General features: G+C 61.9%; 16 protein-coding genes and 1 tRNA gene. 14 read left to right on the forward strand and 3 right to left on the reverse strand.

What is annotated here, in order from left to right; genetic code table 11:
• The first annotated feature begins 125 nt into the window (after positions 1-125).
• Together acnD and prpF are read left to right on the forward strand one after the other, a co-directional pair.
• Complete coding sequence (acnD, locus tag NJ69_RS04915; RefSeq protein ID WP_039576673.1) at positions 126-2,714, forward strand: Fe/S-dependent 2-methylisocitrate dehydratase AcnD; 2,589 nt, start codon at positions 126-128, stop codon at positions 2,712-2,714.
• Positions 2,715-2,748: 34 nt separating this feature from the next.
• On the forward strand, positions 2,749-3,942 hold the full coding sequence (gene prpF, locus NJ69_RS04920) for a 2-methylaconitate cis-trans isomerase PrpF (protein WP_039576676.1): 1,194 nt from the start codon (positions 2,749-2,751) through the stop codon (positions 3,940-3,942).
• Positions 3,943-4,072: 130 nt separating this feature from the next.
• Here prpF and acnB read toward each other — a convergent pair whose 3' ends face one another.
• A complete protein-coding gene (gene acnB, locus NJ69_RS04925) occupies positions 4,073-6,682 on the reverse strand; it encodes a bifunctional aconitate hydratase 2/2-methylisocitrate dehydratase (RefSeq protein ID WP_039576678.1) in 2,610 nt (869 codons plus the stop codon).
• A 406-nt stretch (positions 6,683-7,088) separates the two neighbouring features.
• Between acnB and NJ69_RS04930 the strand changes: the two genes are divergently transcribed.
• Both NJ69_RS04930 and NJ69_RS04935 read left to right on the forward strand, forming a co-directional pair.
• The gene (locus NJ69_RS04930) at positions 7,089-7,556 is read left to right on the forward strand and encodes a DUF1289 domain-containing protein (RefSeq protein ID WP_037027936.1); all 468 of its coding nucleotides are present in this window, start codon (positions 7,089-7,091) and stop codon (positions 7,554-7,556) included.
• Positions 7,557-7,624: 68 nt separating this feature from the next.
• A complete protein-coding gene (locus tag NJ69_RS04935; protein ID WP_039576682.1) occupies positions 7,625-8,383 on the forward strand; it encodes a hypothetical protein in 759 nt (252 codons plus the stop codon).
• Between the two features lie 8 nt (positions 8,384-8,391).
• Here the strand turns inward: NJ69_RS04935 and queD are convergent, their stop codons facing one another.
• Both queD and NJ69_RS04945 read right to left on the reverse strand, forming a co-directional pair.
• The gene (gene queD, locus NJ69_RS04940) at positions 8,392-8,748 is read right to left on the reverse strand and encodes a 6-carboxytetrahydropterin synthase QueD (RefSeq protein WP_039576684.1); all 357 of its coding nucleotides are present in this window, start codon (positions 8,746-8,748) and stop codon (positions 8,392-8,394) included.
• Positions 8,749-8,801: 53 nt separating this feature from the next.
• Entirely contained in the window at positions 8,802-9,881 is a 1,080-nt protein-coding gene (locus NJ69_RS04945) for a patatin-like phospholipase family protein (RefSeq protein ID WP_039576687.1), read from the reverse strand.
• Positions 9,882-10,048: 167 nt separating this feature from the next.
• Between NJ69_RS04945 and NJ69_RS04950 the strand changes: the two genes are divergently transcribed.
• The 10 genes from NJ69_RS04950 (at position 10,049) to NJ69_RS04995 (ending at position 17,007) form a co-directional block, all read left to right on the forward strand.
• On the forward strand, positions 10,049-10,357 hold the full coding sequence (locus NJ69_RS04950; protein ID WP_029613557.1) for a PepSY domain-containing protein: 309 nt from the start codon (positions 10,049-10,051) through the stop codon (positions 10,355-10,357).
• Complete coding sequence (locus NJ69_RS04955) at positions 10,357-10,671, forward strand: PepSY domain-containing protein (protein WP_029613558.1); 315 nt, start codon at positions 10,357-10,359, stop codon at positions 10,669-10,671. The genes NJ69_RS04950 and NJ69_RS04955 overlap by 1 nt, the downstream gene beginning before the upstream one ends.
• Positions 10,672-11,343, forward strand: coding sequence for a response regulator transcription factor (locus NJ69_RS04960; protein ID WP_029613559.1), 672 nt, complete (start codon positions 10,672-10,674; stop codon positions 11,341-11,343). It begins immediately after the preceding gene.
• Complete coding sequence (locus NJ69_RS04965; protein ID WP_039576691.1) at positions 11,340-12,659, forward strand: sensor histidine kinase; 1,320 nt, start codon at positions 11,340-11,342, stop codon at positions 12,657-12,659. Before NJ69_RS04960 ends, NJ69_RS04965 begins: the two co-directional genes overlap by 4 nt.
• A gap of 81 nt (positions 12,660-12,740) precedes the next feature.
• The gene (locus NJ69_RS04970; RefSeq protein WP_039583099.1) at positions 12,741-13,193 is read left to right on the forward strand and encodes a GNAT family N-acetyltransferase; all 453 of its coding nucleotides are present in this window, start codon (positions 12,741-12,743) and stop codon (positions 13,191-13,193) included.
• Between the two features lie 159 nt (positions 13,194-13,352).
• Positions 13,353-13,742 carry a helix-turn-helix domain-containing protein gene (locus tag NJ69_RS04975; RefSeq protein WP_029613560.1) on the forward strand — a complete coding sequence of 130 codons (390 nt, stop codon included), beginning with the start codon at positions 13,353-13,355 and terminating at the stop codon, positions 13,740-13,742.
• Positions 13,743-13,804: 62 nt separating this feature from the next.
• Positions 13,805-14,443 carry a response regulator transcription factor GacA gene (gacA, locus tag NJ69_RS04980; protein WP_039576693.1) on the forward strand — a complete coding sequence of 213 codons (639 nt, stop codon included), beginning with the start codon at positions 13,805-13,807 and terminating at the stop codon, positions 14,441-14,443.
• A 6-nt stretch (positions 14,444-14,449) separates the two neighbouring features.
• Positions 14,450-16,273, forward strand: coding sequence for an excinuclease ABC subunit UvrC (gene uvrC / locus NJ69_RS04985; protein WP_039576694.1), 1,824 nt, complete (start codon positions 14,450-14,452; stop codon positions 16,271-16,273).
• A 33-nt stretch (positions 16,274-16,306) separates the two neighbouring features.
• Entirely contained in the window at positions 16,307-16,867 is a 561-nt protein-coding gene (gene pgsA / locus NJ69_RS04990; protein ID WP_039576696.1) for a CDP-diacylglycerol--glycerol-3-phosphate 3-phosphatidyltransferase, read from the forward strand.
• Between the two features lie 64 nt (positions 16,868-16,931).
• Positions 16,932-17,007 (forward strand) — tRNA-Gly (locus NJ69_RS04995).
• Positions 17,008-17,476: the final 469 nt, after the last annotated feature.

The following is a 17,476-nucleotide window of genomic DNA, read 5'->3' on the forward strand; positions in this document are numbered from 1 at the left end:
CCGCTCCCGCAGGGGCGGCGCTGTACCTGTGGGAAGCGGCCTTGGGTCGCGAAAGGGCCGCGCAGCGGCTCCCGATGCCCGGCAATGCTCCTGCTACCGATCACCGTGACGAGCCTGATAACGACATGAACAGCGCATACCGCAAACTCCTGCCAGGCACCGGCCTGGATTATTTCGACGCTCGCCAGGCGGTCGAGGCGATCACGCCCGGCGCCTACGACCGTCTTCCCTACACCTCGCGCGTACTGGCCGAAAACCTGGTGCGCCGCTGCGACCCCGCGACGCTGAACGCCTCGCTGGCGCAGTTGATCGAGCGCAAGCGCGACCTCGATTTTCCCTGGTACCCGGCACGTGTGGTGTGCCACGACATTCTTGGCCAGACTGCATTGGTAGACCTGGCTGGCCTGCGCGACGCCATCGCCGACATGGGCGGCGATCCTGCACAGGTCAACCCGGTGGTGCCGGTGCAACTGATCGTCGACCACTCGCTGGCCGTGGAGTGCGGCGGCTTCGATCCGCAAGCGTTCGAAAAGAACCGCGCCATCGAGGATCGGCGCAACGAAGATCGTTTCCATTTCATCAACTGGACCAAGCAGGCGTTCAAGAACGTCGATGTGATCCAGCCGGGCAACGGCATCATGCATCAGATCAACCTGGAGAAGATGTCGCCGGTCATTCAAAGCGACCATGGCGTGGCGTTCCCGGACACCTGTGTCGGTACCGACAGCCATACCCCGCATGTCGATGCCCTGGGGGTGATCGCGATCGGTGTGGGCGGTCTCGAAGCCGAGAACGTGATGCTGGGGCGTGCGTCGTGGATGCGCCTGCCGGAAATCGTCGGCGTTGAGCTCACCGGCAAGCTCGACCCAGGCATCACCGCCACCGACCTGGTGCTCGCGCTGACCGAGTTCCTGCGCAAGCAGAAAGTGGTCGGCGCCTACCTCGAGTTCCACGGCGTCGGTGCCCAGGCGCTGACCTTGGGCGACCGCGCGACCATCTCCAACATGGCGCCTGAGTACGGTGCCACGGCGGCCATGTTCGCCATCGACCAGCAGACCCTCGACTACCTGCGTCTGACCGGGCGTGAGGATCGCCAAGTGCAGTTGGTGGAGACTTACGCCAAGGTCGCCGGCCTGTGGGCCGACAGCCTGGCCAAGGCCGAGTACGAGCGCACCCTGAGCTTCGATCTGTCGAGCGTGGTGCGCAACATGGCCGGTCCGTCCAACCCGCATGCCCGCGTGGCCACACGCGACCTGGCAGCCAAGGGCATCGCGGGGGCGTGGGAAGACGTGCCGGGACAGATGCCCGATGGGGCGGTGATCATCGCGGCCATCACCAGTTGCACCAACACCAGCAATCCGCGCAACGTCATCGCCGCCGGTCTGTTGGCGCGCAACGCCAACCGCCTCGGACTGACACGCAAGCCGTGGGTGAAGTCGTCTCTGGCGCCGGGTTCCAAGGCGGTCCAGTTGTACCTCAAGGAGGCGGGCCTGGAGCAGGAACTGGAACAGTTGGGCTTTGGCATCGTCGCTTTCGCCTGCACCACCTGCAACGGCATGTCCGGCGCACTGGACCCGGCGATCCAGCAAGAGATCATCGACCGTGACCTGTACGCCACTGCCGTGCTATCGGGCAATCGCAATTTCGACGGACGCATCCATCCCTACGCCAAGCAAGCGTTCCTGGCCTCGCCACCGCTGGTGGTGGCCTACGCCATTGCCGGGACCATCCGCTTCGATATCGAGAAGGATGTACTCGGCGTCGTCGACGGTCAGCAGATCCGCCTGATGGACCTGTGGCCGAGCGATGAGGAGATCGACGCCGTGGTGCGCGCCTCGGTCAAGCCTGAGCAGTTCCGTCAGGTGTACATCCCCATGTTCACCATCGAGGAGGACACCGGGCCGAAGGTTGCGCCGCTGTACGACTGGCGCCCGATGAGCACCTACATCCGTCGCCCGCCTTACTGGGAGGGGGCCCTGGCCGGTGAGCGCAGCCTGCGCGGCATGCGGCCGCTGGCGGTGTTGCCGGACAACATCACCACCGATCACCTGTCGCCCTCCAACGCCATCATGCTCGACAGCGCTGCCGGCGAGTACCTGGCCAAGATGGGCTTGCCGGAGGAGGACTTCAACTCCTACGCCACGCACCGCGGCGATCACCTGACGGCTCAGCGCGCCACCTTCGCCAACCCGAAGTTGTTCAATGAAATGGTGCGCAGCGAAGACGGGAGCGTGAGGCAGGGTTCGCTGGCGCGCATCGAGCCGGAAGGCAAGGTGACGCGCATGTGGGAAGCGATCGAGACCTACATGCAGCGCAAGCAGCCACTGATCATTGTGGCCGGTGCCGATTATGGCCAAGGCTCCTCGCGCGACTGGGCTGCCAAAGGCGTGCGCCTGGCGGGGGTCGAAGCCATCGTTGCCGAGGGCTTCGAGCGTATTCACCGCACCAACCTGATCGGCATGGGTGTGTTGCCGTTAGAGTTCCATCCTGGAACCACGCGCCTGACCTTGGCTTTGGACGGCAGTGAAACCTATGACGTGCTTGGCGCGCGTACACCGCGCGCGACCTTGACCTTGGTGGTCAACCGACGCGATGGCGAGCGCCTGGAAGTGCCGGTTACCTGTCGACTGGACACCGCCGAGGAAGTGTCGATCTATGAAGCCGGTGGCGTATTGCAGCGCTTTGCCCAGGACTTCCTGGAAGGCAAGGCCTAACCCACCTCTAGCCCCTGTAGGAGGGGAATCGGACATGACACATGCAGCGCAAATCAAAATCGCCGCCACCTACATGCGGGGCGGCACCAGCAAGGGCGTGTTCTTCCGTCTGCAGGATCTTCCCGAGCGTGCTCAGGTGCCTGGGCCTGCGCGCGACGCCTTGCTGTTGCGGGTCATCGGCAGCCCCGACCCGTACGCCAAGCAGATCGATGGTATGGGCGGCGCGACCTCGAGTACCAGCAAGACCGTGATTCTTTCGCCAAGCACACGCCCCGATCACGATGTCGACTATCTGTTCGGTCAGGTGGCCATCGACAAGGCTTTCGTCGATTGGAGCGGCAACTGCGGCAACCTGTCGGCGGCGGTCGGCTCGTTCGCCATCGCCAGCGGTTTGGTGGACTCGACACGTGTACCGCATGACGGCGTCGCCACTGTACGGATCTGGCAGGCCAATATCGGCAAGACCATCATCGCCCATGTGCCGATCAGTGCAGGGCAGGTGCAGGAAACGGGTGATTTCGAGCTGGACGGCGTGACCTTTCCCGCAGCCGAAGTGCAGTTGGCGTTTCTCGATCCCGCCGCGGATGAAGAAGGTGAGGGGGGCGGGGCGATGTTTCCCACGGGTAATCTGATCGACGACCTGGAGGTGCCCGGCATAGGAACCTTCAAGGCGACGCTGATCAACGCCGGGATCCCGACCATCTTCGTCAACGCCGCAGACCTTGGCTATACCGGTACCGAGCTTCAGGAAGCGATCAATGGCGATGCCGAGGCGCTAGCGCGTTTCGAGACGATCCGTGCCCAGGGGGCGGTGCGCATGGGACTGATCGACCACATCGAGCAAGCGGCCGGTCGCCAGCACACGCCAAAGGTCGCCTTCGTGGCGCCCGCCACCGGGTACAACGCTTCCAGCGGCAAGGCAGTGGCTGCCAGCGATATCGACCTGGTGGTGCGGGCGCTGTCGATGGGCAAGCTGCATCACGCGATGATGGGCACCGCTGCGGTGGCCATTGGCACCGCTGCTGCGATCCCAGGCACGCTGGTCAATCTGGCTGCCGGCGGTGGCGAGCGCAGTGCCGTCCGTTTCGGGCATCCCTCCGGCACCTTGCGGGTCGGGGCCGAAGCGCATCAGGTCAATGGTCAATGGACGGTGACCAAGGCCATCATGAGCCGCAGTGCGCGGGTGCTGATGGAAGGGTGGGTGCGGGTCCCGGGAGATAGTTTCTAGGTCATCCAAGCGTCTAGTCCTGAAGGGAGGTCAAAAGGTGTAAACCTTCTTCAGGATGGGGCACACAAAAAAGCCCGGCACATTGGCCGGGCTTTTTCTTGTCGCTTGCAGCTTCTAGCTTGCCGCTGCCTTACGCCTGAACCACCGGGATCTGGGCGTTGGCCGCTGCTTCGCGGAACTCGGCGATCTGGTCGAAGCTCAGGTAGCGGTAGACGTCGGCAGCCATGCTGTCGATGTCCTTGGCGTACTGCAGGTACTCCTCGACGGTCGGCAGTTTGCCGAGAATCGAGGCGACTGCCGCCAGCTCCGCCGACGCCAGATAGACGTTGGTGGCATCGCCCAGACGGTTGGGGAAGTTGCGGGTCGAAGTGGACACCACGGTCGAGCCAGTCTGGACGCGTGCCTGGTTACCCATGCACAGCGAGCAACCTGGCATTTCCATGCGTGCGCCGGCCTTGCCGTAGATGCCGTAGTAGCCTTCCTCGGTCAACTGGTGCGCGTCCATCTTGGTGGGCGGCGCCAGCCACAGGCGAGTCGGGATACCGCCCTTGACCTTCTCCAGCAGCTTGCCGGCTGCGCGGAAGTGACCGATGTTGGTCATGCACGAGCCAATGAACACCTCGTCGATCTTCTCGCCCTGGACCTGCGACAGCAGGCGAGCGTCGTCCGGGTCGTTCGGCGCGCAGAGCACGGGCTCCTTGACGTCAGCCAGGTCGATTTCGATGATTTCAGCGTATTCGGCGTCGGCGTCGGCCGAGAGCAGTTGTGGATTGGCCAACCAGGCCTCCATGGCCTGCGCGCGGCGCTCCATGGTGCGTGCATCACCGTAGCCTTCGCTGATCATCCAGCGCAGCAGGGTGATGTTCGACTGCAGGTACTCGGCGATGGCCTTTTCCGGCAGCTTGATGGTGCAACCCGCCGCCGAGCGCTCGGCCGACGCATCGGACAGCTCGAAGGCCTGCTCGACGGTCAGTTCGTCCAAGCCCTCGATCTCCAGGATGCGACCGGAGAAGGCGTTTTTCTTGCCCTTCTTCTCGACGGTCAGCAGACCCTGCTGGATGGCGTAGTAAGGGATGGCATGGACCAGGTCACGCAGGGTGATGCCGGGTTGCAGCTTGCCCTTGAAACGCACCAGGACCGACTCCGGCATGTCCAGCGGCATGACGCCGGTGGCAGCGGCGAAGGCGACCAGGCCGGAACCGGCCGGGAACGAAATGCCGATCGGGAAGCGGGTGTGCGAGTCGCCGCCGGTGCCGACGGTGTCAGGCAGCAGCATGCGGTTCAGCCAGCTGTGGATGATGCCGTCGCCTGGACGCAGGGACACGCCGCCACGGGTGCGGATGAAGTCCGGCAGGGTGTGGTGGGTGGTGACGTCGATCGGCTTTGGATAAGCAGCGGTGTGGCAGAACGACTGCATGACCAGATCGGCGGAGAAGCCCAGGCAAGCCAGGTCCTTCAGCTCGTCGCGGGTCATCGGGCCGGTGGTGTCCTGAGAGCCGACGGTGGTCATCTTCGGTTCGCAGTAAGCGCCCGGGCGAACGCCTTGGCCTTCGGCCAGGCCACAGGCGCGACCGACCATCTTCTGCGCCAGGGTGAAGCCCTTGCCGGTGTCGGCAGGCTGCTCGGCTTTCTTGAACAGGTCCGAGGGCCCGAGGTTGAGTTCGGCGCGCGCCTTCTCGGTCAGGCCGCGGCCGACGATCAGAGGGATACGGCCGCCAGCGCGGACTTCGTCGAGCAGCACTTCGGTCTTCAGTTCGAAGGTGGTGACCAGCTCACCGCTGTCGTGGCGCTTGACCTCGCCCTTGAATGGGTAAACGTCGATCACGTCGCCCATGTTCAGGTTGGTGCAGTCGAATTCGATCGGCAGAGCGCCGGCGTCTTCCATGGTGTTGTAGAAGATCGGCGCGATCTTGGTGCCGAAGCAGAAGCCGCCAGCGCGCTTGTTCGGCACGTTGGGAATGTCGTCGCCGAAGAACCACAGCACGGAGTTGGTGGCCGATTTACGCGAGGAGCCGGTACCGACCACGTCGCCGACGTACGCTACCGGATGGCCTTTGGCGCGGACCGCCTCGATTTGCTTGAGCGGGCCGACGGAGCCGGGTTGTTCTGGCTCGATGCCGTCACGGGCCATCTTCAGCATGGCCAGGGCGTGCAGCGGGATGTCCGGGCGCGACCAGGCATCGGGCGCAGGAGACAGGTCGTCGGTGTTGGTTTCGCCAGGCACCTTGAATACGGTCAGGGTGTACTTGTCGGCGATGGCCGGGCGCGAGGTGAACCACTCGCCAGCAGCCCAGGATTCCAGGACGGCCTTGGCGTGCACGTTACCGGCCTTGGCTTTTTCCGCCACGTCGTGGAAGGCATCGAACATCAGCAGGGTGTGCTTGAGCTGTTCGGCCGCGACGGCGCCCAGTTCGGCGTCATCCAGCAGCGCGACCAGCGTTTCGATGTTGTAGCCGCCTTGCATGGTACCCAGCAGCTCGGTGGCGTGCTTGCGGTCGATCAGGGGCGATTTGGCTTCGCCTTTGGCGATCGCGGACAGAAACGCGGCCTTGACGTAGGCCGCTTCGTCGACGCCTGGCGGAACACGGTTGGTGATCAGGTCTACGAGGAAGGCTTCTTCGCCGGCCGGCGGGTTTTTCAGCAGCTCGACCAGGCCTGCAGTTTGTTCGGCGTTCAGCGGCTGGGGCACGATACCCAGGGCGGCACGCTCTTCGATGTGTTTGCGGTAGGCTTCAAGCACAGTTATTACCCTCATCAGTGGTCCCTAAAGGGAGTCCGGGACGCTCATCCAGCATTCCCCACACCCATGCGCGGTTCACGGCTTTTTGAGCCGTCCAGCCAGGGTCGCAGAGAATCCTTACAGAAGCTGCTTTCAAAGTTTTACGCCTGTAGAACGGAAGGCTGATGAGGGGTTGGCGCGGCCATGCAAGGGGCATGGTCCGGGCCAACGCCGTTCTACCGGATCAACTGTGCTCGTGACGCTTTGAAAACAGCTTCCAACGGACATGGTTGCCTTGAAAAGGCGGGATGATTCTACGGCAAAAAAAGGCGGAAGGTAAGTTGCCGTCGCTGACTTTAGCCCGTGACCCCGGTTAGACAAAGGGCTAACATGCCCGGGTGTGCCACCCCCAGATCATTGTTTTCTCATGTCCAACCAGTCCATCAAAACGCCCTGTGTCGGTCTTTGCTCTACCGTGTATGGCGATACCGTCTGTCGGGGCTGCAAGCGTTTCCACCATGAAGTGATTCATTGGAACGGATATGACGAAGCGCAGAAGCGGGCTGTCTGGCAGCGACTGGAACAGTTGCTGGTGCAGGTCATGATGGCCAAGCTGGAAATATTCGACAGCGACCTTCTGCGCCAGCAACTGGAGCAGCGCTCGATTCGCTTTGTGCCGCAACAGTCGGTGTATTGCTGGGCCTACCAATTGATCGCTCGCGGTGCCCGCATGATCCGTGATCTGGACGCCTATGGCATGGCCCTGCTGCCTGAGTTCCGCGAATGGGAGCTGCCCCAGTTGCGCGACGCTATCGACCGCGAGTTCTTCCTGCTGTCCGAAGCGCATTACGATCGTTACATAGCCCCCGCCTTCCTCAAACAGACGCAGGGGTAGCGATTTCTACCTGCCTGACGCTGCACACAACCGCCAGGGTAGTGCCTCATTTCGAGGAGGCACCTGTCATGGATTCATTGAAATTCGAGCCACTGATCAGTTTCACCGCCCGCTGCCAGTGGCAATTGGACGAGGCGCCAATGCATCCTGGGCAGTGGGACGAAGACAGCGATTTGCTGCGCCCCTTCTGGGTCGAATTCGATGATTGGAATGGCAACGATGGCTGGTTGATTACCAGCACCGACTACAGCGAAGAGATGATCCAATCATTTCTGATCGACCAGTTGCTGGGCCCCCAGGCACGGCAGCGGCGTTTCTGCGACAGTTTCTGGTTCGGCGTGTATCGCCACGCCACCGGCTTTTTCTATGAGGTCCGGCCCGCCTACGAGGGAGACAATGTGGACTCGTGGCCACTCTTGGACTACTGGCTGAATGTCAGTCGCAACGGCTACCTGGGCTTCTACACGGCCCGCTCACCGGCGGGAAAGTGTGTGACCGAGCAGGCTCGCCTGGAAGTGCGTGATCCCTTTGGTGTTCGTGCCGGGATGACACTGCCGATCGACCCACCGTTCGAGATCGCCACCCCTCTCTACACGCTCACCTGCTCACGTGGAACACCTTTGTGGCATGTCCCCGAACTCGATCCTTCGGACTTGGAGGCTGGCGACGTGCTGACCAACCTGACGCTTCACAGTCCGTGGGGGCGACGCGTCAGGCGGGTTGCGGAAGATGTCGCCTACCTCAACGATCACCAAGGCACGAGCGGACGCTTCAGTTTGGTGATTCAGAACCCCTGTGTGCCCCCTCACCCCAAACCCAAGGCCTGACAGCAGGCTCAGTCGCCGGTGTACTCACAGCCGCTGGTGCAGGTCTCGTGGATGCGCACCTTGGACAGCTCCGGCAGCAACGGCTTGACCTGCTCCCAGATCCACTTGGCGATCACTTCGCTGGTGGGGTTCTCCAGGCCGGGAATGTCGTTCAGGTAGTTGTGGTCGAGGCGTTCGTAGATGGGTTTGAAGATCGCCTTGACCTCTGCGAAGTCGCGGATCCAGCCGGTATGCGGGTCGAGTGGTCCGGTCAGGTGCAACGCGACCTTGAACGAATGGCCATGCAGGCGTCCGCACTTGTGGCCGGCGGGAACGTTGGGCAGGCGGTGGGCGGACTCGAAGGTGAACTCTTTGAAAATTTCCACGCTGGCAGAACTCTGTGTGAATCGACAATGCGCGCAGTCTACCAGCATGCTTCCTACAAGGCTTGCAACCGTTCGTGCAGGTGCCCGCTGGCGATCAGTTCGAGTAGCTCATCGCCTAGGCGCTGGCTCTCGGCAATCGCCTTGTACCAGTAACGCTTGCGTGCTGGCGCATCACCGATGAATCGCTTGAAGTCGCCACGGTCTGGAAGCTTGCCGTAAGGCAGGGTTGCCAGATACTGCGGTGATGGCGTCATCAGCAGCACGTTCTGCAGGCGCGTCGCGTCGCCCCGGCGCCAGGGCAGTGCCTTGTCGAACCAGCCGGGTATCACTTTGTCGGTGAAGTGCGGGTAAAGCACCAGATCGTCGCCGCAGTAGGGCAGGTCCAGGTGATAGTCCAGCAGACCGCCGTCGCGATAGGTGCCAGTGCCAGCGCCGGGAATGTCTCGTACCCCCTCCATCACCATCGGGATGGAGCCGGAAGCGAGCAGGGCTTGGCGCAGGTTGTCCAGGTGCAGCGGCAGGCAGCGTGACGGGAAGTCGGTGAGCGCATCCAGTGGAGGCGCGCAGCGGCCGTCGTGAAGGATCACCCGTTCGAAATGCCGAGCTAGGCGTGAACGGCCTATCAGATTGCTGGCGATGACTGAGGACAATCCCGCGCCGAGTGTCGCCCTACCGTCAAATGCCAACGCTCCATGGCTTTTGACAGCCAGAATGTTCAGCCGGTAGTTGGGATTGGCAAGGATCTCGCTGTCCCGGCCTTGCAGTAAGTCGTCGAGCATGCGCTGGCAGCTCTGGGTCACTTGCGCCGGAGTCACGCCCCTGGCGAAGTCCTGTTCGGTGTACAGCTCGCCCAGGCGGCGCAGGCCGGCAATGGGGTCGTTCAGGCAGGCGCTGGCGAAGCGCCAAGCGCCTATCGAGGCGCCGATCAGCGAGCGCTGGCGCGGCGCGGAAGGTAGCAAATGGCCGAAGATCGCCAGGTCCAGGCCCTGGATGCCCAGGGGTTTGGGGCCTCCTGCGGCGCCAGGCAGTGTGCCGATATCGCCAGCGCGCAGGCCGCGTTCGCGAATGTGTACCAAGGCGCGTCTGCCCGCTTTGAAGGTCAGGGCGGGGTACTTGATATGGATGGCGCTCATGGCAGTCTCTAGTTGGGCAGGCACGCATTATAGGCAAGTCACCAGGGTGTGTGCCGAAGTGCTGGATAACGGCGCTATCATGTCGCCCGTTATTTTCAGGTTGAGTTAAGGGCTAATGATTAATCTCAATGGCGTAGACAACTCGTAAAGTTCGATGGAGAAACATCATGAAAACCCTGACTGCTCTGTTCGCCGCCGCTGCTCTGACTTTCGGCACCACTGCCGCGTTCGCCAAGGATGTCCAGCCCGACCAAGTGGTCAAGCTGGTCAACGAAAAGACCATCAAGTCGCTGGATGAACTCAAGGCGGCTGCGGTGGCCAAACATCCCGGCTCAACCGTTACCGACAGCGAGCTCGAAGAGGAATATGGCCGTTACATCTACAAGGTCGAACTGCGTGATGCGCAGAACGTCGAATGGGACGTGGACCTGGATGCCAAAACCGGCGAAGTTCTGAAGGATGCGCGAGACAGCTGATGAACACCTTGCCGCGAGCAGTGCCTTGCCTGGCCTTGGCACTGCTGGTCGCCTGCCCACTGGCAAGTGCCCGTGACCTGGATCAGGATGAGGCCCTGGCGTTGCGCCAGCAGGGTGTCATCCTGCCGCTCGAACAATTGCTCGAGGCCGCCCTGGGGCGTCACCCCGGGGCGCGCTTGTTGGAGGCCGAGCTTGAGGAAAAACATGATCGCTACGAATACGAGGTCGAACTTCTGACCCCGAATGGCGTGGTTCGCGAGATCAAGTACGACGCCCGCACCGGGGTCTTGATCAAAGACGAGGAAGACGACTGAATGCGCCTGTTGCTTGTCGAAGACAATGTCCCGCTGGCTGATGAGCTCACGGCCAGCCTGCAGCGCCAGGGTTACGCCGTGGATTGGCTGGCCGATGGTCGTGACGCGGTGTTTCAGGGGCAGAGCGAGCCCTATGACCTGATCATCCTCGACCTCGGCCTGCCTGGCCTGCCCGGGCTCGAAGTGCTCGAGCAATGGCGCGCTGCCGCCCTTGCTGTGCCAGTTCTCATCCTCACAGCCCGTGGCTCGTGGGCCGAGCGTATCGAAGGGCTCAAAGCAGGGGCCGATGACTATTTGAGCAAGCCTTTTCATCCGGAAGAGTTACAGTTGCGCATCCAGGCGCTGCTGCGCCGTGCTCGCGGCCTGGCCAACCAGCCGCGGCTGGAGGCTGCCGGCCTGCATCTGGATGAAGGGCGGCAATGCGTCACCCGCGACGGCGTCGACATCCAGTTGACCGCTGCCGAGTTCCGTTTGCTGCGGTATTTCATGCTGCACCCGCGTCAGGTGCTTTCGAAAAGCCATCTGGCCGAACATCTCTACGACGGCGAGACCGAACGGGACTCCAACGTGCTTGAGGTGCATGTCAATCACTTGCGACGCAAGCTGGGTCGTACTGTGATCGAGACGCGCCGGGGTCAGGGCTATGTGTACGCCGGGAGTGCCGGCGGGTGAAGTCGATCCAGGCGCGCCTGAGCCTTGGTCTGGTGGTGGTGCTGGTGGTGGTCGGCGTGGCGGTCGCGCAGGTGACCCTTTGGCTTTTCGAGGCGGGCCTGCAACGCTACCTTGAAGCTGGATTGCGCAAGGAAAGCGAAAACCTGCTGGTGGCGCTCGTGCATGGGCCGCGCGGCTTGCAGCTGGACGAGCGACGGGTGTCGGCGGCGTACCAACGGCCGTTTTCAGGCTACTACTTTCGTATCGACTTCGCCCAAGGTACCTGGCGTTCACGCTCGCTCTGGGATCTGGACATGCCCAAGCCGGAGCGGCCAGGCCTGGATGATGGACATGAGCTGGGGCCCGAAGGCCAGCAACTGCTGGCTTATCGCGGCGATTACCGGCGTCTGGGCCAGCAGGTATCGATCAGTGTCGCGCAGGACTATTCACCTGTAAGTGCAGCGTTCAGGCGCCTGCAGCAGGTAGGTCTGGGCATGGGCGTGGTGGCCTTGGCGCTGATCCTGATCCTGCAGCGCATCACCATCACCCGCGCGCTGCGACCCCTGGAGCGTGCCCGCCAGCAGATCGCCCAGTTACAGCAGGGTCAGCGTTCGCAACTAGATGCCGAGGTGCCAAGCGAACTGCAGCCGCTGGTGGAGCAGATCAACCATTTGCTCGCACACACCGAAGACAGCCTGCGGCGCTCGCGGAACGCCTTGGGCAATCTAGGACATGCCCTGAAAACGCCCTTGGCGGTTCTGTTGAGTCTGGCCGGGAGCGAGCGCCTGCGCGACACGCCTCAGCTCCAGTCGCAACTGCGCGAACAGCTGGAGCAGATCCAGCAACGTCTGACGCGAGAGCTCAACCGCGCGCGGTTGGCCGGCGATGCTTTGCCTGGTGCCCGGTTCGATTGCGATGCTGAACTCCCAAGTCTTCTGTCGACCTTGAGCATGATTCACGGCGCCGGGCTTGCGATCGAGCAGGACGTTCCGGCGCGTTTGCAACTGCCATGGGACCGTGAAGATTTGCTGGAACTGCTGGGTAACTTGCTGGACAACGCCTGCAAGTGGGCGGACAGTCAGGTTCGCCTGTCGATCCGGTCAACGCCGCAAGGTTATAGGCTTTGGGTGGACGATGATGGTCCAGGTATTCCTGACCAGTCTCGACAGCAAGTGCTCGAACGCGGCTCTCGCCTGGACGAGCAAGTGGCGGGGCACGGGCTGGGCTTGGGTATCGTTCGCGACATTGTCGAGGCTTGGCAGGGCCAGATCGAGCTTCAGGAAAGCCCGCTGGGAGGCCTACGCGTCGATATCCGCTTACCGCGCAAGGGCCGCTGATCAACAGCAAGCTGTTCGTCGTTGCCTGCCCACCGCTATGCTTCAACCTGTCCATGCCCGAGCTTTGCCCACATGACCTTGCTGCCGCTCCAGCTTAGCGCTGCCCGCGATGCCGACCGCGATTTCGCTCGCGACTTGACCCGCCGAGCCATGCTTCCCTATTACCAGCAATTCGACCTGCTCTGGGTTGAGGACGCCTTCGATCAGGCCTGGGAATGGCGCGAGCAATGGCTGATTACCTCGGGCGGACAGGTGATCGGTTTCTGCAGTTTGAGCCAGGATAGCCAGGCACTGTTCATTCGCGAACTGCACCTGTTGCCTGAGTTTCGTGGTCAGGGCGTGGGTAAATGGGTCCTCGGTCAGTTGGCCTGTTGGGCGCAGCAACGCCGTCTGCCACTGCTGCGTCTGATGGTCTTCAGCACCAACCCTGCTCGGCGACTCTACGCAGCTACCGGTTTTGTTGAAATGGGCGAGGATGCCTGTTTCGTTCGAATGCAGCGCTGGGTCGACAGATCTGCCGCCGCCACCACGTGAGAGTGTTTCTGCAGGGCTGAGAGGATCGGCTCGGACGGGTGGTAGGTGCTCGGCTTGTGTTCATTGGATCCAATGTGCATAGTGCGACCTTGGCACCGAGCTGAGCGCCCGTGGCTGCCTGCATCCCAGGGATGTCGGATGAGTCGATAAGGACATCAAATGAAAGGTTTTGGACTGCGGTTAAGGGAAGAGCGTGAACGGCTGGGCATGACCCAGCGGGTATTCGGCGACATTGGCGGGGTCGAGCCCAACGCGCAAGGCAAGTATGAGAGCGGGGAGCGTACTCCGCGGATCGACTATCTGGCCGCAGTGGCCAGTAAGGGCGTCGATGCGCTCTATGTATTGACGGGTACGCGCACACTCGCGCCGTTGGAGTGCTTGAGTGCCGAAGAGAGCCGACTGCTGCGCGGCCTCAGGCAGTTGATGCCGGCCGACCGCGCCGCCGTCTGGCACTTGCTCGGTCGCCTGGTTGCGGACGGCCATTTGCAGGGGAGCGGCCTGCAGCGCAGAGGAGAGGGTCAGACTTATCTGCATGACGCGTTGCGCTAGGTTTGCGGTGAAATTTTTTGTTAAGGTGGCCGGATCCAATCGCCCCACTACGAGGTGTCTGCTTGATTAGGGTACTGGTGGTCGATGACCACGATCTGGTGCGTACCGGCATCACCCGTATGCTGGCTGATATCGATGGCCTGCAGGTGGTGGGCGAAGCGGACTCTGGTGAGGCGGCGCTCAAGCTGGCCCGCGAACTCAAGCCGGATGTAGTGCTGATGGACGTCAAGATGCCGGGCATCGGTGGTCTTGAGGCAACACGCAAGCTGTTGCGCAGCGATCCGGACAGCAAGGTGGTGGCAGTCACCGTCTGTGAAGAGGATCCGTTTCCTACGCGTCTGCTTCAGGCCGGGGCAGCAGGTTATCTGACCAAAGGCGCCGGGCTCGACGAAATGGTCCAGGCCATTCGCCTGGCCTTCGCGGGACAGCGCTACATCAGCCCGCAGATCGCCCAGCAACTGGCGCTGAAATCGTTCCAGCCGCAGGGCTCGCCGTTCGATGCGCTGTCGGAGCGGGAAATTCAGATCGCTCTGATGATCGTCGGCTGTCAGAAAGTGCAGGTCATCTCTGACAAGTTGTGTCTGTCCCCCAAGACCGTCAATACTTACCGTTATCGGATCTTCGAAAAACTCTCGGTCACCAGCGACGTCGAACTGACATTGCTGGCCGTTCGCCACGGTATGGTTGACGCAAGTCTGTAATCCCTCATGTCCCAACTCTTTGATGCCAGCGCGTTCCTGGCGACCTGCAGTGGTCGCCCGGGCGTGTACCGAATGTTCGACGCCGAGTCGCGGCTGCTCTATGTGGGCAAGGCGAAAAACCTCAAGAAACGTCTGGCCAGCTATTTCCGCAAAGCTGGCCTGGCGCCGAAGACGGCTGCCCTGGTGGCGCGCATTGCCCAAGTCGAAACCACCATCACTGCAAACGAAACTGCAGCGCTTCTGCTGGAGCAGACGCTGATCAAGGAATGGCGTCCGCCCTACAACATCCTGCTGCGCGACGATAAGTCCTATCCCTATGTGTTTTTGTCCGATGGCGAGTTTCCGCGCCTGGGCATTCACCGGGGTGCCAAGAAGGCCAAGGGCCGCTACTTTGGGCCCTATCCCAGTGCTGGGGCGATCCGCGAAAGCCTGGGTCTGTTGCAGAAGGCCTTTTCGGTGCGCCAATGCGAGGACAGTTACTACGCCAACCGAACTCGCCCCTGCTTGCAGTACCAGATCAAGCGTTGCAAGGCGCCGTGCGTGGGTTTGGTCGAGCCCGGTGACTATGCCGAAGACGTGCGCCATTCGGTAATGTTCCTCGAGGGCCGCAGCCAGCAATTGGGCAACGAGCTCAATGCCGAGATGGAGCAGGCCGCTATGGCACTGAACTTCGAGAAGGCTGCCGAGTTGCGTGATCAGATCGCGCTGTTGCGCCGCGTTCAGGACCAGCAGCATATGGAAGGCGGTTCAGGCGATGTCGACGTGGTCGCCGCCTTCGTCAACCCGGGCGGCGCCTGCGTCCATCTGATCAGTGTGCGCGGCGGGCGGGTGTTGGGCAGCAAGAATTTCTTCCCGCAGGTGGGTATCGAGGAGGAAGTTTCAGAAGTGATGGCCGCGTTCCTGTCGCAGTACTACGTCGGCAACGCCGAGCGCGAACTGCCCAGCGAACTGATCGTCAACGTGGTGCATGAGGACTTCGAAGCAATCATCGAAGCGGTGCAGAGCCTGCGAGGCCGTGAGCTGAGCATCAGCCATCGGGTTCGGGGCACGCGTGCGCGCTGGCAGCAGTTGGCGGTCACCAATGCTGAGCAAGCGCTCAATGCCCGTTTGGCGAACCGTCAGCACATGGCCGCGCGCTTCGACGCGCTGGCGCAGGTGCTGGACCTGCCGGAGGTGCCGCAACGCCTGGAGTGCTACGACATCAGCCATTCCAGTGGCGAAGCGACTGTGGCGTCTTGCGTGGTATTTGGTCCCGAGGGCCCGATCAAGTCTGACTACCGCCGTTTCAACATCGAAGGTGTGACGGCCGGCGACGACTATGCCGCGATGCAGCAGGCCCTGACTCGCCGCTTCGGGCGCATCAAGGACGGGGAGGGTAAGCTGCCGGATGTACTGCTGGTCGATGGTGGCAAGGGTCAGTTGAATATGGCGCGAGAGGTCATGCAGTCATTGGCCTTCACCGACCTCACCTTGCTCGGGGTGGCCAAGGGCGTGACCCGCAAGGCCGGTTTCGAAACGCTGTATCTCAACGATGCAGCTCACGAGTTCACCCTCAAGGGTGACTCGCCGGCGCTGCACCTGATTCAGCAAATTCGCGACGAGGCTCACCGCTTTGCCATCACCGGTCACCGTGCGCGACGCGGCAAGGCTCGCCGAACGTCCAGCCTGGAGGATGTGGCCGGGGTCGGCCCCAAGCGCCGTCGCGACCTGCTGAAACATTTCGGCGGCCTGCAAGAGCTGAACCGGGCCAGTGCCGATGAGATCGCCAAGGCGCCCGGCATCAGTAAAAAGCTTGCCGAGTCGATTTATGCCAGCCTGCATAGCGAGTAGAATGCCGGGCTCAACCTGCAGCCAGTCGTATCGATGAATATTCCAAACCTGCTCACCGTTCTACGCGTCCTGCTCATTCCGATCTTCATCCTGCTGTTCTACGTGCCTTATCACTGGAGTTACGTAGCGGCCAGCAGTGTGTTCGCGATTGCTGCGGCGACCGACTGGCTCGACGGCTATCTGGCGCGTCGACTGCAACAGAGCACGCCTTTCGGTGCGTTTCTGGATCCTGTGGCAGACAAGCTGATGGTCGCCGTCGCCTTGGTGCTGCTGGTGCAGGTGCATGCCAACTTCTGGCTGACGCTGCCAGCGGCCATCATCATCGGTCGTGAGATCGTGGTCTCGGCGCTACGCGAGTGGATGGCCGAATTGGGCGCGAGGGCGCACGTGGCGGTGTCCAACCTCGGCAAGTGGAAGACTGCTGCGCAAATGCTGGCGCTGGTGATCCTTCTGGGCAATCCGCCAGTACTTACCTTCTGGGTCGCGTTGGGCTACGCGTTGCTGCTGGTGTCGGCAGGATTGACGCTGGTGTCGATGGTGCACTACCTGCTGGCGGCGTGGCCGCACTTGCGCGAAGGCTCGGAGCAGAAGTAAAAGTTTTTTTGAATCAAGGGGTTGACCTTCGCTGGCAGCTCGTTAGAATGGCGCCTATCACGACGCGGGAATAGCTCAGTTGGTAGAGCACGACCTTGCCAAGGTCGGGGTCGCGAGTTCGAGTCTCGTTTCCCGCTCCAAATATTGATTTTCAGGTTTACTCAAATCTGCAAATCTTCGAAAAAAGACGCTTAGGCGTCTTTTTTCGTTTCCGTCAGAGCCACTTCGATCCATGGCCATCCGGGCTTTCCTAGCCCAGAAATGAGTCCACGAAATCCAGACTTGCAACGTGCCGGTTTGTTGATCTACTCCTTCAAAGCGCAACTATTCCGTTCTCGACATCCCTGACAGGCTGCACGATGACTGCAGCGGCTGTGTAGTCATCGACTTGTTAGGCAAAACCACCCCGCAGATACCCGGCGCCACACAATCGATGGCGCCCCGGGCTAATTTGTCGCCTCGCTTCCTGGTAACAGCAACCTAGCCTCCAGCACGTAGCGCACTGGCCACACGTAGGCGATAGAACTGATTGCCGTGCACCCCGTTAAGGTCGATCGAGACGGTGCACGACAGGTGACGCGACGCGGCCGGGCGATGCGGTTTGGCCTT

The organism is Pseudomonas parafulva (genome assembly GCF_000800255.1).
Classification (GTDB): Bacteria; Pseudomonadota; Gammaproteobacteria; order Pseudomonadales; family Pseudomonadaceae; genus Aquipseudomonas; species Aquipseudomonas boreofloridensis.

Bases quoted from the DNA above. Each gene is read 5' to 3' on its own strand.
- prpF (WP_039576676.1), top strand. From the start codon at position 2,749: ATGACACATGCAGCGCAAATCAAAATCGCCGCCACCTACATGCGGGGC.
- NJ69_RS04960 (WP_029613559.1), top strand. From the start codon at position 10,672: ATGCGCCTGTTGCTTGTCGAAGACAATGTCCCGCTGGCTGATGAGCTC.
- pgsA (WP_039576696.1), top strand. From the start codon at position 16,307: ATGAATATTCCAAACCTGCTCACCGTTCTACGCGTCCTGCTCATTCCG.
- NJ69_RS04935 (WP_039576682.1), top strand. From the start codon at position 7,625: ATGGATTCATTGAAATTCGAGCCACTGATCAGTTTCACCGCCCGCTGC.
- NJ69_RS04950 (WP_029613557.1), top strand. From the start codon at position 10,049: ATGAAAACCCTGACTGCTCTGTTCGCCGCCGCTGCTCTGACTTTCGGC.
- NJ69_RS04945 (WP_039576687.1), bottom strand. From the start codon at position 9,881: ATGAGCGCCATCCATATCAAGTACCCCGCCCTGACCTTCAAAGCGGGC.
- NJ69_RS04930 (WP_037027936.1), top strand. From the start codon at position 7,089: ATGTCCAACCAGTCCATCAAAACGCCCTGTGTCGGTCTTTGCTCTACC.
- uvrC (WP_039576694.1), top strand. From the start codon at position 14,450: ATGTCCCAACTCTTTGATGCCAGCGCGTTCCTGGCGACCTGCAGTGGT.
- NJ69_RS04955 (WP_029613558.1), top strand. From the start codon at position 10,357: ATGAACACCTTGCCGCGAGCAGTGCCTTGCCTGGCCTTGGCACTGCTG.
- NJ69_RS04975 (WP_029613560.1), top strand. From the start codon at position 13,353: ATGAAAGGTTTTGGACTGCGGTTAAGGGAAGAGCGTGAACGGCTGGGC.
- acnD (WP_039576673.1), top strand. From the start codon at position 126: ATGAACAGCGCATACCGCAAACTCCTGCCAGGCACCGGCCTGGATTAT.